Source organism: Idiomarina sp. H2 (assembly GCF_004364275.1).
GTDB lineage: Bacteria > Pseudomonadota > Gammaproteobacteria > Enterobacterales > Alteromonadaceae > Idiomarina > Idiomarina loihiensis.
Genome location: NZ_SNZY01000004.1, coordinates 101,880 through 117,214, shown reverse-complemented (window position 1 = coordinate 117,214; position 15,335 = coordinate 101,880). Strand labels below are relative to the sequence as shown.

Genomic DNA, 15,335 nt, shown 5'->3' with positions numbered 1-15,335 from the left:
GCCTGACTAGAATAAGTCGTCATCATCTTCTTGAAAGATATCGCCATTAGACTGACCGTTATCGCGACTGTACTCAGTGGGTTCGGTACCACGTATAAAGTATTCAAACCGCGTGGTGTAGTCACTTTTGTGTGATAACTTGCCGCTTTCTAAGTCGATACGGACATTCACCACACCCGGCGGAATACCAAAATCGCGTGACGGAAACAGCGGTAGCGCCTTCTCCATAAACAGGATCCAGCCCGGCAACGCAGTTTTCGCACCCGCTTCACCGCCAGTTATTGCCTGCTGACTGGAGTCGACTTCAGGATGCTTTGACGTGCGTCCTAATTTACGGGAAACATCATCAAACCCAACCCAGACAGTTGTCGCAAGGTCCGAGGTAAAACCTGAGAACCATGTATCACGAACATCGTTGGTGGTACCGGTTTTACCGGCAATATTGCGACCAACAGCTTCAGTAATGGGTTTAGAGCGCTGAATACGCCAGGACGTACCGTTCCAGCCTGTGCCATTTGCCCAACTGCCGCCGCCCCAGACCGCTGAGTTCATTGCCTGCTCAACCAGGAACGCATTTTGTTCGCTAATCACCTGCGGAGCCGGGTTGTCACAGTCGAAACAAGCGCGCACCGGGTCGGTTTCTTCAATCACATTACCATCGGCGTCTTCAATACGTTTGATAAAGTAGGGCTCTATCAGAAACCCACCGTTCGAGAACGCCGCATAAGCGCGAGCTACTTGCATGGGTGTCATTGAAAGAGAGCCCAGAGAAAGCGATTCGTTCTCGGGAATTTTTGAGCGATCCAGACCAAATTTGGCCAGGTGATCCGCCACTTTTTTAACTCCCAGTTCGCGAATTAAGCGCACCGAGACCACGTTCTTTGACTTAGCCAGAGCTTTACGCAAACGGATAGGGCCTTCATAGACTTCCGGCGAGTTTTTCGGTCGCCAGGCGACACCGGAACCCGGGTTCCATTGGTTAATGGGGGCATCATTCACCAAAGTAGCCAGAGTTAAGCCCTCTTCAAATGCGGCTGAGTAAATCAAAGGTTTAATGTTTGAGCCGACCTGACGCTCTGCCTGCAAAGCGCGGTTGTACTGGCTCAGCTGGAAACTGTACCCACCAACAACAGCGGCAACGGCACCATCGTCGGGTCGTAAAGAGACAATAGCGGAACTGGGTTCGGGAATTTGCGCCAGTCGCCATTCGCTGCCGTCATTTACCCGACGCAACCAAATAACATGACCCGGCTGCATAATGTCAGCTGCGGTTTCCGGAGGCGGGCCCTGACGTTCTTCGTTTAAGTACTCACGAGCCCAGTGCATAGCTTCCCATGGCAGGGTGAGTTTACCCTCTCCCTTCACTAATACGTCAGCCGACTGCTCTTCGACTGCAGTCACAACCGCCGGCGTTACCGCACCAATAACACGCAGTTGCTCCAGGTACTTGCGTATGGCTGGTTCTTTAACCGGCTCTTCATTCTTCTCTGCTGACCACAATAAACTAACAGGACCGCGATAACCGTGTCGCTCATCATAGCTGTGCAGGTTATCCCATATAGCCTGGCGCGCAGCCAACTGTACGTCGCTTCTAATGGTTGTGTACACCTGATAACCTTCGTTATAGGCTTTATCTTCACCATAGAGATCAACCATTTCCTGACGCACCATTTCTGCCAGGTAAGGCGCGTGCACTGTCACCTCAGCGCCATGCCGTCGAGCTGTGACAGGAGCATTTGCAGCTTCTTCAAACTCAGCACGAGTAATTTTCTTCTCGTCCAGCATGCGCAATAAGACAACGCGTCGACGAGCTTTAGAGGCAGTAGGGTTTGAAATAGGGTTCAGGTTAGACGGTGCTTTAGGCAAACCGGCAATGGTTGCCATTTGCGCCAGCGTCAGTTCGTTTAACGGCTTACCGTAGTACACCTGCGCGGCTGCACCGACACCGTGGGCACGATGACCAAAGGTAATTTTATTCAAATAAAGTTCAAGAATTTCGTCTTTACTCAACAACTGTTCAATGTGGACAGCGATAAAAGACTCTTTCACCTTACGCATCCAGGCACGGTCAAAGCTTAAGAAGAAGTTTCGCGCCAGCTGCATGGTAATGGTACTGGCACCTTCCTGAATTTCACCGGTGGTGAGCAACACGCTAAAAGCCCTGGCAACACCTATTGGATCAACCCCAAAGTGCTGATAAAAACGGCTGTCTTCGGTAGCGAGAAAAGCATCAATAAGCGGTTGAGGTACATCTTCCAGTTTTACCGGAATTCGGCGTTTTTCGCCAAACTGCGAGATCAGTTCACCGTCAGCGCTAAACACCTGCATGGGTGTTTGCAAACGCACGTCCCGCAAGGTTTCCACACTGGGTAACTCGGGCTTAACGTATAAGTAAAGGCTGCCAACCGTTACCCCGCCAAGAATAATACACACCAGCAAGGTGTAGATTAGCCGCTTAAACCACTTCAATTATCTGCTCCATGACTTCATTTTTACTACGTCAGAACTTACGCCAGAACTTACTACAGAAACACGCCAAAGTGTTGAAACCGAAATCACCGACATAAATTAGCTCATAACTCTTACTGACTATTATGGAGGATTTTTGTTCACAACACTACGCTTGCATCTGGCTTTTCTACAATAAGGATATTGTCTAATGTCATTACTTCGGCAACAACCACTTGCTGTGCAAATTAATCGTGAAAATTGTCTGGTTTTACAATTGTCCCGCCGGGGTCGGCATTTTGTTGTCGAACACTTTTCTCAGCAGCACCATAGCAGCTTAACCGGCAAGGGCTTAAAACCAGACAGTATTGTCTCGGCACTGGACTACAGCGCAACCCACTATCAGAAAATTCCGTTAGACAATAACCAGCAGGTTGAAGAGCAATTACTGGAAAAATTACCGCCCCAGCTAAAACGCAATACCGGTATAAGCTACGACTACTGCACCCATAACCACGGGCAAGAAGCAGAAGCGGTTATTGGCCAGCGTTCAGCACTGGAGGAATTGCTGGTCTTACTGGCCCCGCTGAAAATGCCGGTGCAAGTGGTTGAACCCGTTTATCAGTCAGTAGTACGGGCAGCTAATGCGGTTTTGCCTTACCTTTGGCCTGACAATACCAAGTTCGAGACTGACATGGCGTGGATAGTCGTTGATCTCCGTCAGCAACAATCCATTTTGCTTTATTGTAAAAACGGCGTCTTTCAGCGGCTCGACTCTGTCGACACCAACAATTTGGTGGGCTTTTTGCTTAAGGCTCAGCTGTCTCATCAATTCAACTGGGTAATGAGTTTTGGCGATAAAGCCATTCAGTCGCAACTTGAACGGGAACTTTCTCATCAGCAACAACTGAAGCATCTGGTGCTTTCTACGGCACCATTTTTCCAAAACAACGTTGCCCCCATTGTTTCAGCCCTGGACAACGAACTAGTACTGCTGGGTTTAGCTTTACGGGGGTTCAGTCAATGGCATCGCTAAACCTGTTGCAGTGGCGGGAACAAAGCCTATGGCTGCGCTACCGTGCGCTGCATTGTCTGGGTATTCTCCTGCTGCTTATTGTCGGCGTTGTATCGGTGCAATGGGTTGTTTCTTACGAGGGTTACCTGAACAACTTAAAGCATCAGCTGGCAGAGCAAAAGCTGGCTCTGAAAGAGCAGAGCGTTCAGCAGCAACGCTGGGAGCAATACCAAAAACAGCAACAGTTGCAAAAAGCCTTTACCCAACAAAAGCATACTAACCACGAGATGCTCAACGCATTTTACGCTCTGCTTGAGCGAACACAGCACCATCTCCAGCAGCGCGAGCTTTCCCTTAGCCGGTCACAAATGAAACTCACCGCCATCTACTGGCAGATACAGCAGGTTAATGAACAGTATTTATGGCTGGAAAAGCAGTTAATAAACCCCGGACTAAAGCAGCAGCTATTGCCTCAGCAAGGTGTGGTGTTCTCCTACACAAGTCCTCAGAAAAACGCGGACAGCGGAGCTGAACCTAATGGCTGAATCACTTACAAAACCACTCTGGCTATGGATCGGCTCTGTTGCGCTTTTCACGGCGACAGCTATGGGTGTCAGTTACTTTCTTACCAGCTATCAGGCAAGCCAGCTAAACGAGCAGCTTCGGACACAACAGAAACAACTGCAGCAGACCGTTCCTGAGGTTCCCGAACAAACCGGGCCAGTTTTGAAGGAGCACGCAGAAACGGAAGTCTCCACTTTATTAACGCAGGCGGCAAGGCAGCATAATGTTGACCTTTATTATCAACAAAGCCCGGAAAACGCAAAGCAGTGGCTGGTTGGTGTTAACGGAACTTATCAGAACGCGTTGCGATTGGTCGCCTCTGTCATGCAAGCGCAGCAGAAAGTGCGACAGCCGTTTCCATTTACGCAAACACTAAAGTGGCGTGACACCGGGGAAAACAGCGGCAAATTAAGCTGGCAATTTCTCTGGTTAACGGCTGGCAGCCCAGCGCCCTCAGAACTTAGCGCCCCTTCGTTGTTTAAATCAGACTTCCCGGACGTTATCGCAGAGCCTATCGAGTGCTTGGGCAAACCTGAAATGCAAAGCGATATTCACATTAACGACTGGTCTCTGGTGCAGTTAATTGCCACTCAAACCTCTCCAGTCAAAAAAGCCCTGCTGAAAATGCCGGATCAACCACTGCTGACACTCGCGGCAAGTAGCTGGATAGCGGCCCCTCTCATGCAGCTACAAAGCGTTAACGGCGAATACGCCGAATTTCAGCTTTGGGAAAAGCAATCCGGATGCTGGTCAGCAAAACCGTTGAAAATCCATTTAACTAAGGACAATTCCTCACAATGATACCAACACGACTCTCTTTTTATGTCTTTTTGCTGCTGGCTATTCTGAGTTTCCAGCCCGTGTCTGCAGTCTATGCAGCCGACAAAAACTGGCAAAGCCTGCTTAGCGAACAACAGCGCTTACAACCGGTATCTCTCAACACCCGTAAAATGCCGCTGCGCGACCTCATACAGCTATTAGCGGATCAGCACCAACTGAACATATTGATGACCGACAACGTGAAGGGTGAGTCCAGTCTGAAGCTGAACGGTGTGGCATGGCAGGACGCATTTGCTACGTTAATTGCCAGCCATGATCTCGCTATTCGTCTGCAGGGCTCTATGCTGCGCATTGATGTTGCCGGTGAACACACCACAGACAGCAGCGAGTATCGCTCGATTTTACTCAGCGTTAATTTTGCAAAGGCCAGCGACTTAGCCAAGCTACTAAAAAACGAGCAGCAAAGCTTTCTGTCACCTAACGGCGCGGTAAGCGTCGATGCACGTACCAATACACTTATTCTACGGGATACACCAGAGCAACTGGCAACTATCCGGCAACTGGTTAATGATCTGGACGTGCCGGTTAAACAGGTACTGATTGAAGCCCGCATGGTCACCGTAAAAGCGAATGTTAGTAAAGAACTGGGCATTCGCTGGGGTGTTTCGGAATACGGTCTGGCAATACCCGAAGACCCCGGAAGTTTTGTTAAAGGCATGCAGGTAGACTTGCCTACCGCCGCACCCGCCGGCACTTTTTCTGCTAATTTAGCGCGGCTGAGCGACGATATTCTGCTGGATCTCGAATTAACCGCGCTGGAGCAGGAGAACAAAGCGGAAATTATTACCAGCCCCAAAATTTTCACGTCGAACCAACAACCCGCCTACATAGAGCAGGGCACCGAAATACCTTATGTAGAAACCGCCGCACACGGCGCTACTGCAGTGCAGTTTAAAAAAGCGGTAATGGGCTTAAGCGTTACACCGCAAATTACTCCCAACAACCATGTTTTAATGGAGCTGACCATAACTCAAAACACACGCGGCGATACCGTTGCCACCCCAACCGGCCCAGCTGTTGCTATCGACACTCAGGAAATGTCCACCCGGGTATTAGCAAAAAATGGCGAAACTATCGTTCTGGGCGGAATCTTTCAGGAACATAACTTGAATGATGACAGTCGCGTCCCCATCTTAGGGTCGCTGCCATTAATCGGGAAATTGTTCTCTCATCAGCAGCAACGCGATGAAAAGCGGGAACTTATGATTTTTGTAACACCAACGATATTGCCACAAAGTTAGTCCAAAAGCCGATTACTATTGCTAAAGTGGGCTCAAGTTGCGATAATCGCGCTTCTTTTCGTTGGGTTGGGGGACGTCTCCAGACACTCCGGATTCGTGAGTTACAGCTAATTTTAACCAATGATGTAAGCAGGAATATGGCTGAGAAACGTAATATTTTTCTTGTTGGGCCCATGGGGGCTGGCAAAAGTACGATTGGCCGTCAAATCGCCAGACAATTACATTTAGAGTTCTACGACTCAGATTCTGAAATTGAGCGCCGCACTGGTGCCGAAATCAGTTGGGTGTTCGAGCTTGAAGGTGAAGAAGGCTTTCGTGCACGCGAAGAAAAAGTGATCGAAGAGCTTACCGAAAACATGGGCATCGTCTTAGCGACAGGTGGCGGCTCGGTCATGAGCAAAGAAAGCCGTAACCGGTTATCGGCTCGGGGTGTGGTGGTTTATTTAAAAACCCCTATCGAGAAGCAGTTGGCTCGTACCCAGCGTGATAAACGCCGGCCTCTAATTGCCGAAGCTGAAGACCCACGCAAAGTGCTTGAAGAGCTGGCACAAGAGCGCGATCCTTTGTACGAAGAAATTGCCGACATTACGGTGCAAACCGATGAGCAAAGTGCAAAGTTTGTGGTCAACGACATTATCGAACAGCTTGAGTCCATTAACGGTCTTGGGTAAGTAACAGGAGCTGCGTTCATGGCTGAGGTTAACGTCTCTTTAGGTGAACGCAGCTACACTATCTACATTGGTAACGCCCTGTTACCCAACTATGTAGAGCGCCTTCCGCACAAACTGAATCAACAACTGCTGGTCGTCACTAACCCGACCATTAGTCAGTACTACCTTAAGCCGTTATTAAAAAGCCTTGCCGGTCATCAGGTGAAAGTGTTTGAAATGCGCGACGGCGAGCAGTTCAAAAGTCTGGACAGCTATGCCGAGGCCATGGATATTCTGATAGACGCAGGTTTTAACCGCGACTGTGGCATTATTGCTTTAGGCGGCGGTGTGGTAGGTGATTTAGCCGGCTTTGTGGCGTCAACTTTTCAACGCGGCGTCGATTTTTACCAAATTCCGACCACCTTACTGTCGCAAGTTGACTCTTCCGTGGGCGGTAAAACCGCGGTTAATCATCCTCAGGGCAAAAACCTGATTGGCGCTTTTTATCAGCCTAAATCGGTGGTTATCGACATTGACTGCCTGCAAACGCTCACTGAGCGGGACTACCGCAGCGGTTTAGCCGAAATAGTAAAATACGGCGTTATCTACGACGCCGATTTTTTCCAATGGCTGGAACAACATACCGAAGAATTAAATCAGCAAGACCCGGCCGCACTAACCTACGCTATTCAACGCAGCTGCGAAATTAAAGCCGAAGTTGTGGCTTTAGACGAGCGCGAAAAAGGCCTGCGGGCATTGCTGAATTTAGGCCACACCTTTGGTCATGCCATTGAAGCCGCCACCGAATACGGCGCATGGACACACGGCGAGGCTGTGGCTGCTGGCATTATAATTGCATCTAAGCTGTCAGAAGTGACACAGCGGCTCAATTCGTCAGATTTTCGACGCATTAAAGATTTACTGCTGGCACTTAGCTTGCCAACAAAGGGTCCGCAAATGCCCTGGCAGGACTGGTTAGACTACATGCAGCGCGATAAGAAAGTAAAAGATGGTCAGCTGCATTTTGTTCTTCCGGTTGCTATTGGTCAGGCTGAAGTTGTCAGTACTGTAGAACACAATACCGTTGCTGCTGTGATCACTGAATGTTGCTAACGCCAACGCGTTATCTCTATTCGGCTGACAGACAGGAACAGACAGATGCAAGCACTTGCAAGCCCACAATATATTGTTGCCGCGCCGGTAAAAACCAAACCGAGCCAACAGCAGGTTATTGACCAGCTCCACGAGCAGTGCCAGCAAAGCGTGTCGCTTATTATGCTGCACGGTAAAGAAGGCAGCGGCAAAACCACCATTGCTGAAGTCTTTCTTGAACAGGCATCGGAATACGCTGAAGTCGCTTTTATCAGCGCCAACGAACGCTCCACCAATGACCGCCTCCGCGCCCAAATTCTGAACCAACTGTTCGGTACTATCAGCATTAACGACGAGTCGTTAAGTCGTCAAATTCAACGCCAGCGCCCGCTAAAGCACGCCATTGTTGTTATTGATAACGGCGAACAGCTATCCGAAAGCTTCATGGCCGAGTGCATTTCTACCGTTACCCAACTGAGTGCCATTGGCCAGCGCACCAGTATTATCATTACCGGCGACAGCCGTTGGGCTCAACAGCAGCGTCCGGCACCGCACTTGCGGGTGCAGGGGCCAACCATGATAGAAGTACAGCCACTGAACCACGACGAACAAATACGTTTTGTGCAGGCGTTATTACCAGAAAAACAGCGCAGCTTCTGGAACCTGGAACGCATTCAGCAATTTTTAAATTCCATTCATGGGTTTCCCGGTGAAATTCAGCAACGTCTGCAATTTACTCTGACAACTCAGGCTGCCCGTTATCGCGATACCACGACAGACGAGAATTCCGACAAGAATGCCGACGGTAAAGACGCCAGCGAACAGAGCACAGCAAAACATAGCCCAGCACAAAACAACCGTCGGAATATGCGCCTTTGGCCCATTATTTTAGTTACAGTGGTTATTAGTCTGGCTTTTGCCGGCTTTTTGAATAAAGAACAGTTAACCGCTTATTGGCAGCAAGTGACTTCTGAATCAGCGACACCGGCAGAAACAACCGCAGGAGACGCTGCAAACAACACGACAGAAAGCGTGCCTGAAACAACAGCAGAAGCAACAGAGCAAGTCGCCAGCCTGCCAAGCTTTGAGCCTTTAACCGAGCGCTCTTTAGAACTGGTTCCTGCAGAATTAGCGGCGTCTTACCGGAACGCTCTGGGCACACTGAATACTGTCGCTGCCTCTGAAATATCAGAAGGCGAAATCTCACTTGGCTTCATAAAGCAACAACAGCCTCAGGAAGCCGAGCCTGTCGGACAATCTAACGAGCAGTCGCCAGCCGAGGCAGGCATTGATACCGTTGTAGCCCAACCAGAACCAGAAGTTAAAGCAGAACAACCTGAGCCGCAACCGCAACAGCCCCAACGTGCGTTGCCGTTCCAGACCCAATGGGCGCTGGATCAGAGCTCAGGCAACTATACACTGCAAATCAGCATTATTAGCGACCCGCAGCTACTGCGCAATTTCCGTAATGACTACGGCATTGCCGGAAATACCCAAGTTTACCAGCGTGCCGACCAACGTTATGTGGTTATTTTTGGCAGCTACCCCAGCATTGAGCAAGCACGTGCAGCCGCCACGCAGTTGCCAGCTGAAGTGCAGCAAATGGAACCCTGGGCGAAGTCGTTTGCCAGTGTACAAAGCGACATTAATAGCCAGTAGCGGGACGAATCACGCAGTCAGCAATTTTCATCCCCCGGCCTTTGGGTTACAATCCGCAAAGGATAAACCAACGGCCGGCGCATGAAGAAGAATCGGGCATTTTTAAAATGGGCAGGCGGTAAGTACTCACTTATCGAGCCGATAACAGCACGCTTGCCGCAAGGTAAAAAGCTCATCGAGCCTTTTGTGGGCGCCGGTTCAGTCTTTCTGAATACCGACTACGACAGCTATCTGCTTAACGACATTAATCAGGACCTCATTACCCTGTATCAGTTTGTGAAGCGCCGTCCGAAGACTTTTATTCAGGACGCCCGCAAGCTCTTCGTTGATCGTAACAACCAGGCCGACGCTTATTACGCCCTGCGCGCCGCCTTTAATGCCAGCAGCGACCCTTACTTTCGTTCATTGCTTTTTTTATATATGAACCGCCACGGCTACAACGGCCTGTGTCGCTATAACAGCAAAGGCATTTTTAACGTGCCCTTTGGTGATTACCGCAAACCGTATTTCCCGGAAAAAGAGCTCGAACATTTTGCCGAGAAAGCGCGCAAGGCCAAGTTTATTTGCCGCCCGTTTGAGCAAGTGTTTCGACGTGCACGACAAGGCGATGTAATTTACTGCGACCCACCCTACGCACCGCTGGATCAGACCTCTAATTTTACCAGCTACGCCACCGGTGGCTTTGGCCTGACCGATCAGGACGAGTTAGCTCGCCGCGCGGTACAGGTTGCGAAAAAACGCCATATTCCGGTACTGATCAGCAACCACGACACAGACCTCACCCGCGCCTTGTACAAGCACGCCGATATCAGTAGCTTGTCGGTTTCGCGCAGCATCAGTCAAAAAGGCGACGGTCGCAAACCCGTAGCCGAGCTGCTCGCCTTATATGATAGCGAAGTCAATAAAAGTAACGTGGTTTCTCTTAGCAACTCATTAAAGAAAGTAGGCACATGAACTGGCATTTAAAAGCATTTAACGACCTTTCACTGCATGATCTTTACGACTTACTGAAACTTCGACAGGAAGTCTTTGTGGTAGAGCAAACCTGTCCTTACCTGGACGCTGACGGCGCCGATGAACAGGCCTTACATTTGTACGCCCGCAACAATGCCGATGAGATGATCGCCTACGCCCGGCTATACCTGGCCACCGCCGATACCGGCTATTCCCGTATTGGCCGGGTAATAACGCATGAAAAAGTGCGAGGCCAGAAACTGGGCGTTGAAGTTATGCAACGCAGCATCGACTATCTTGAAGAGTATGCCCCCAAAGCCCCAATTCGGGTGGGCGCTCAGGTTTATTTGCTGAAGTTCTACCAAAGCTTTGGCTTTGAGGCCATTAGCGAAGAATATCTGGAAGACGATATTCCGCACATTGATATGCAACGCAAGGCTGCGCAGTGACAACTACGGCCCGGGTTCCCATTCTTGCAGGCAGCGATGCTGAAACCGTTGCGGCACAAGCCATTGCCGAGCGTTGGGGACTGCCGTCTGAAACTACGGATAATGACGTTTTTCAGCTTTGGCTGACCAACGGCGTACTGGCACTGCACTGGCTGCAAAGCCCGCAGAAAATGTCGCCCTTAGTGGTGGACTTTCATCAGGGTAAAGCTGCCTATCGTGCTCAGAACACACAGTTAAAGAACGAAGCTATTGCCAAAGCGGTCGGCGTAACCGGACAGTTTAAGCCATCGGTTGTCGATGGTACCGCTGGCCTTGGGCGAGACGCTTTTGTACTGGCGGGCTTAGGTTGTAACGTGCAGCTTATTGAACGGCACCCAGTTGTCGCCGCATTGCTCGATAACGGCTTACACCGAGCCCGGCAGGAAGGCGACTTTATTGGTGACACCTGCCAACGCATGCAGTTAATTGGCACCGACAACCTTTTTACCGGTAGTGGTTATACTCAAGAGCCCGACGTGGTCTACTTAGACCCCATGTACCCGAAAACCGGCAAGCAAAAGGCCCAGGTAAAAAAAGACATGCAAATGTTCCAGCAACTGGTGGGCAGTGACGAAGACGCCGATACCCTGCTCGAACCCGCCCTCGCTCTGGCCAAATATAGGGTAGTAGTAAAGCGCCCTAACAGCGCACCTTTTCTGGCCGGGCGTGAACCAAACAGTCAAATAAAAAGTAAAAAGCATCGCTTTGATGTTTATATAAAACGAGGTTTTCATGAGTCAGCAAATTAAAGAAGGCGATAAAATTCCATCAGGTTCACTGACCAGCAAAGGTGATCTTGGCATTCAGAACTACGACCCGGCAGAGATATTTGCTAAAGGCACGCACGTACTGTTTTCAGTGCCTGGCGCGTTTACTCCGACCTGTTCGGAGAAACACCTGCCCGGCTACGTAGAACACGCCGAAGCATTAAAAGAAGCGGGTGTTCTGAGCATTAATTGTGTGGCCGTAAACGACGCCTTTGTTATGAAGGCCTGGGGCGAATCTTTAGGGATCGGAGAAAAGGTTCGGTTATTGTCTGACGGCAACGGCGCATACAACCAAATAATGGGCCTTAGCATGGACACCGGCAGCTTCGGTGGCATACGTTCTAAGCGCTACGCTATGATTATTACCGACGGCCAGGTAAAAGGCCTGTTTGTTGAAGAAGACAAGTCCTTTGAAGTGAGCAAAGCCGAATACATACTGGAGCAGTTGCAGAAATAATGTCGAACTGGGATGTGATTATTATTGGTGCCGGCGCGGCAGGGCTGCACTGCGCCGCTCATGCCGCACAGCGCGGTAAGTCGGTGCTGGTATTGGATCACGCCAAGCAGGCAGGTAAGAAAATTCTGATTTCCGGCGGCGGTCGCTGCAATTTCACCAATATGTACGCCGGCCCGGAAAACTTTTTGTCTTCCAACTCACATTTTTGCAAGTCAGCACTCAGCCGCTACACCCAATGGGACTTCATTGGCCTGGTGGCTGAATACGGCATTGCCTACCACGAAAAAACCTTAGGGCAGTTGTTCTGCGACGACTCCGCCAAAGATATTGTCCGCATGCTGATGAGCGAATGCGACCGACACGGCGCCAAAGTTCAGCTGCGCACCGAGATTGTGTCAGTAGACTACGACGACAACTACCATATTGAAACCAGCCGTGGCGGCTATAGCTGCGAAAAACTGGTTATTGCCTGTGGTGGGTTGTCTATGCCCAAATTGGGCGCCACTCCGTTGGGGTATCAAATTGCCGAGCAGTTCGGGCATTCTATTGTGCAGGTACGCGCCGGTTTAGTGCCTTTTACCCTGCAAGACGACGAAAAGGCCCGCTTTGCCGAGCTTTCCGGTGTGGCTGTTCCGGTAAGTGCAGAAGCCCACGACGGCTATTTCCGAGAAGCCATGCTGTTTACCCACCGTGGCGTCAGCGGACCGGCCATTTTGCAAGTATCTTCCTACTGGCAACCCGGCGAAGCCGTGACCATTAACCTGCTACCCGACTTAGACGCCTTTGAGTGGCTGAAAACACAACAACAGCAACAACCCAAAACCCAGCTCAATACCGTATTGCAGCAACACTTCCCCAAACGCGTGGTGACCGCATTAGCAGAGCACCACCAATGGCCGCTGAACAACAAACTGGCCGACACCTCTAACGCACAATTTCAGGCCATAGCCGACAACCTTAACCGCTGGCAGCTAAAACCCAACGGCACCGAAGGCTACCGCACCGCCGAAGTCACCTTAGGCGGCGTTAACGTCGACGAAGTCAGCTCCAAAACCATGGAAAGCCAAAAACAACCCGGCCTGTACTTTATAGGCGAAGTGCTGGACGTAACCGGCTGGTTGGGAGGCTTTAATTTCCAGTGGGCCTGGAGTAGTGGTTTTGCTTGTGGATCGGAGTTGTAGGTGGCTATAACTAATGGAAAGGGATAATCTGTGAGTAATTCACCTCTTACTGAGCTGGCTAAGTCGAAGCTATCAACTTGGGAGGAGCTTCTTAATAACCAATTGAGTGAATATCCAGACTTTTACTTAGAATTTCGAATACTGAGAGAGTCAAAAAATTGGAACCAAGTCTTAATGGATGAAATCTTTAAGTATTCGGATCAGTATCCAACTATGCACCAAATATTGCACGACTGTTGGGATTACTTTGAGTCGAATTATGAAAGAGTTTTCCCTCTATCCACGCAAAACAAAATAATTGAAATCGCCCAACTGGCTACCGAAGCAAACTCCCCTAATTCACTCTCAATTCAAAGTGCACTTCTAACTAAATTAGCTAAGTTTAAGACGCCTAATGGATCCTGTAGTTATTTTCAAGAAGTAGAGAGAGGCTATCGTATCTGTTTTACTATATTTAAAGAAAAATACTTTGACAGTCACGAAGGTAAAGAAGCCCTTAAACTGCTTAGACGCATTGACTGTGAAGCTGATATGACAAGCTCCCCTGCCTTGGAAAAGATTTTATCACTAGAAAATCAGATGAAACTTGATAATAAGTCACTTTTAGAGGCGAATGTAAGGCGTCTAATAGAGTTGGGCGAGATAAACCCTGTAGAATATGTAGAGTTTAAAGAATCCCTAACTTTATCTAGAAAAGCGCGCAGAAAAGGAAATAAACCGCAGAAAGACATTGAAGCCAAGACTCTAAAATGTTTAGCCGCCTTTTTAAACACTCAGGGAGGTTACTTAATTTTGGGTGTTGATGACTACCACAATATAAGGGGGGTAGACCAAGAGGTTAATGAAAACTTCAACGGCAGCTATGACAATTTTTATCTTCATATACAAAACATCATTAAAAGTAGGCTTGGCCCTGATGCAGCGCGCTTGATAAACATAAGCCCATGCTCAATTGACTCTAAATCGTTGGTGTTCATGGAAGTTGAATCCGCTAATAGACCGGTTGAGTTTGATAAAATCTTTTACATTCGAGAGTTTGCAAAATGTGAAGCTCTTAAAGGACAAACCTGTGAGGATTATTTAAGAATGCGCTTCCCAAATTAAAAGAATAAGGTACTCGACCTTAAAGCCAGCTGGGCATATTGAAAATATATGAGTTTGTAGTGGATGCGGTGGTAATATTGACAGACTCAATACACTTAACCACTAGAAACGTTACCAGCTTCCTTTTCCTCGCTATTATTATGCTCAACTTTTGCATGCGAGAGTTTCTGTTCCCATAGCCGTTTAAATTGATAAGCGCTTATAACCTCTTTCACATTATCAAACAATGCATAGCCTGGAACTGCTAGTACCGCACCTAGAACAAATAAAGGTTGAATGAATTCTTCCAAACTATGACCCGATTCAGACTCAAAAAGATCATTTATCCAAGAGCCAGCTAATCCAGAGAGCGAGAGAGTAATGCAAACAGTAGCTACAATCAGAAATAACCAGCTACTTTTTTGGTTGAATTTAGCAGACTTTTTAATACACCAAACATCAGACGAATTTGAGGAGCTGGGCTCTAAGGCTTTTCGTCCGTTAACATAAGCTTCAACTGTGGATAATGGAAAACGCAGTTGCGCAACAGCGTCCAACCCCAACTCTTGGACAAACACATATTTAACACCATAAGCCTCCCATACTTTTTCCTTTAAGGAACGAATTAATGCAGTGTCATAATCATAGACTATAAGCTCACTGGCTTTATGAACACTTACCCCACACAATGCTTCTAACGCTTCTATCCGAAACTTTTGGTGTTCACGCTCCTTTCTTTTCGGATCCCAATCAGAGAGAAGTTTCATGAACTTGATAAAAGCAATACCGCCAATAGCAAAACCCAAAACCATAGTAGACTCTTCTGAATTAAAAAATCCACTTTCTGTAAGGGAAGACCAGGCACTCATAGTTTAAATTCCCACTCTCACAAATAT

At 48.8% G+C, this 15,335-nt stretch carries 15 protein-coding genes; 13 read left to right on the top strand and 2 right to left on the bottom strand.

The genetic code is table 11. The features are described from left to right. Positions 1–6: 6 nt before the first annotated feature. On the bottom strand, positions 7–2,469 hold the full coding sequence (locus DET62_RS06550) for a penicillin-binding protein 1A (protein WP_110013483.1): 2,463 nt from the start codon (positions 2,467–2,469) through the stop codon (positions 7–9). A 190-nt stretch (positions 2,470–2,659) separates the two neighbouring features. Here DET62_RS06550 and DET62_RS06545 point away from each other — a divergent pair, with 190 nt between their 5' ends. The 13 genes from DET62_RS06545 (at position 2,660) to DET62_RS06485 (ending at position 14,460) form a co-directional block, all read left to right on the top strand. Continuing rightward, positions 2,660–3,484, top strand: coding sequence for a hypothetical protein (locus DET62_RS06545; protein WP_034822777.1), 825 nt, complete (start codon positions 2,660–2,662; stop codon positions 3,482–3,484). Next, complete coding sequence (locus DET62_RS06540; protein WP_034822779.1) at positions 3,472–4,008, top strand: hypothetical protein; 537 nt, start codon at positions 3,472–3,474, stop codon at positions 4,006–4,008. The genes DET62_RS06545 and DET62_RS06540 overlap by 13 nt, the downstream gene beginning before the upstream one ends. Then, positions 4,001–4,828 carry a hypothetical protein gene (locus DET62_RS06535; protein WP_034822781.1) on the top strand — a complete coding sequence of 276 codons (828 nt, stop codon included), beginning with the start codon at positions 4,001–4,003 and terminating at the stop codon, positions 4,826–4,828. The genes DET62_RS06540 and DET62_RS06535 overlap by 8 nt, the downstream gene beginning before the upstream one ends. Next, positions 4,825–6,108: a type IV pilus secretin PilQ gene (gene pilQ, locus DET62_RS06530; RefSeq protein WP_034822783.1), complete on the top strand. Its 1,284-nt coding sequence runs from the start codon at positions 4,825–4,827 to the stop codon at positions 6,106–6,108. Before DET62_RS06535 ends, pilQ begins: the two co-directional genes overlap by 4 nt. Positions 6,109–6,245: 137 nt before the next feature. Continuing rightward, positions 6,246–6,779, top strand: a complete 534-nt coding sequence (gene aroK, locus DET62_RS06525) for a shikimate kinase AroK (protein WP_011235696.1) — start codon at positions 6,246–6,248, stop codon at positions 6,777–6,779. Positions 6,780–6,797: 18 nt separating this feature from the next. Continuing rightward, positions 6,798–7,871 (top strand): 3-dehydroquinate synthase, encoded by a 1,074-nt coding sequence (gene aroB / locus DET62_RS06520; protein WP_034822786.1) that lies wholly within the window; start codon positions 6,798–6,800, stop codon positions 7,869–7,871. Between the two features lie 45 nt (positions 7,872–7,916). After that, the gene (locus tag DET62_RS06515) at positions 7,917–9,509 is read left to right on the top strand and encodes an AAA family ATPase (protein WP_034822788.1); all 1,593 of its coding nucleotides are present in this window, start codon (positions 7,917–7,919) and stop codon (positions 9,507–9,509) included. Positions 9,510–9,590: 81 nt separating this feature from the next. Further along, positions 9,591–10,463 (top strand): Dam family site-specific DNA-(adenine-N6)-methyltransferase, encoded by an 873-nt coding sequence (locus tag DET62_RS06510; protein ID WP_011235699.1) that lies wholly within the window; start codon positions 9,591–9,593, stop codon positions 10,461–10,463. After that, on the top strand, positions 10,460–10,912 hold the full coding sequence (locus DET62_RS06505; protein ID WP_034822789.1) for a GNAT family N-acetyltransferase: 453 nt from the start codon (positions 10,460–10,462) through the stop codon (positions 10,910–10,912). Before DET62_RS06510 ends, DET62_RS06505 begins: the two co-directional genes overlap by 4 nt. Further along, the gene (locus tag DET62_RS06500) at positions 10,909–11,700 is read left to right on the top strand and encodes a class I SAM-dependent methyltransferase (protein ID WP_034822790.1); all 792 of its coding nucleotides are present in this window, start codon (positions 10,909–10,911) and stop codon (positions 11,698–11,700) included. Before DET62_RS06505 ends, DET62_RS06500 begins: the two co-directional genes overlap by 4 nt. Next, positions 11,684–12,175: a peroxiredoxin gene (locus tag DET62_RS06495; RefSeq protein WP_034822791.1), complete on the top strand. Its 492-nt coding sequence runs from the start codon at positions 11,684–11,686 to the stop codon at positions 12,173–12,175. Before DET62_RS06500 ends, DET62_RS06495 begins: the two co-directional genes overlap by 17 nt. Further along, positions 12,175–13,356, top strand: coding sequence for an NAD(P)/FAD-dependent oxidoreductase (locus tag DET62_RS06490; RefSeq protein ID WP_034822792.1), 1,182 nt, complete (start codon positions 12,175–12,177; stop codon positions 13,354–13,356). Before DET62_RS06495 ends, DET62_RS06490 begins: the two co-directional genes overlap by 1 nt. Before the next feature lie 30 nt (positions 13,357–13,386). After that, positions 13,387–14,460, top strand: a complete 1,074-nt coding sequence (locus tag DET62_RS06485) for an ATP-binding protein (protein WP_034822793.1) — start codon at positions 13,387–13,389, stop codon at positions 14,458–14,460. A gap of 95 nt (positions 14,461–14,555) precedes the next feature. On the opposite strand, the gene DET62_RS06480 is transcribed toward DET62_RS06485, so the two are convergent. Then, on the bottom strand, positions 14,556–15,308 hold the full coding sequence (locus tag DET62_RS06480; protein ID WP_133566282.1) for a hypothetical protein: 753 nt from the start codon (positions 15,306–15,308) through the stop codon (positions 14,556–14,558). Positions 15,309–15,335 lie beyond the last annotated feature (27 nt).

Coding starts and splice junctions, on each gene's coding strand:
- DET62_RS06545 (WP_034822777.1), top strand. CDS start 2,660: ATGTCATTACTTCGGCAACAACCACTTGCTGTGCAAATTAATCGTGAA.
- DET62_RS06540 (WP_034822779.1), top strand. CDS start 3,472: ATGGCATCGCTAAACCTGTTGCAGTGGCGGGAACAAAGCCTATGGCTG.
- DET62_RS06535 (WP_034822781.1), top strand. CDS start 4,001: ATGGCTGAATCACTTACAAAACCACTCTGGCTATGGATCGGCTCTGTT.
- pilQ (WP_034822783.1), top strand. CDS start 4,825: ATGATACCAACACGACTCTCTTTTTATGTCTTTTTGCTGCTGGCTATT.
- aroK (WP_011235696.1), top strand. CDS start 6,246: ATGGCTGAGAAACGTAATATTTTTCTTGTTGGGCCCATGGGGGCTGGC.
- aroB (WP_034822786.1), top strand. CDS start 6,798: ATGGCTGAGGTTAACGTCTCTTTAGGTGAACGCAGCTACACTATCTAC.
- DET62_RS06515 (WP_034822788.1), top strand. CDS start 7,917: ATGCAAGCACTTGCAAGCCCACAATATATTGTTGCCGCGCCGGTAAAA.
- DET62_RS06510 (WP_011235699.1), top strand. CDS start 9,591: ATGAAGAAGAATCGGGCATTTTTAAAATGGGCAGGCGGTAAGTACTCA.
- DET62_RS06505 (WP_034822789.1), top strand. CDS start 10,460: ATGAACTGGCATTTAAAAGCATTTAACGACCTTTCACTGCATGATCTT.
- DET62_RS06495 (WP_034822791.1), top strand. CDS start 11,684: ATGAGTCAGCAAATTAAAGAAGGCGATAAAATTCCATCAGGTTCACTG.
- DET62_RS06490 (WP_034822792.1), top strand. CDS start 12,175: ATGTCGAACTGGGATGTGATTATTATTGGTGCCGGCGCGGCAGGGCTG.
- DET62_RS06480 (WP_133566282.1), bottom strand. CDS start 15,308: ATGAGTGCCTGGTCTTCCCTTACAGAAAGTGGATTTTTTAATTCAGAA.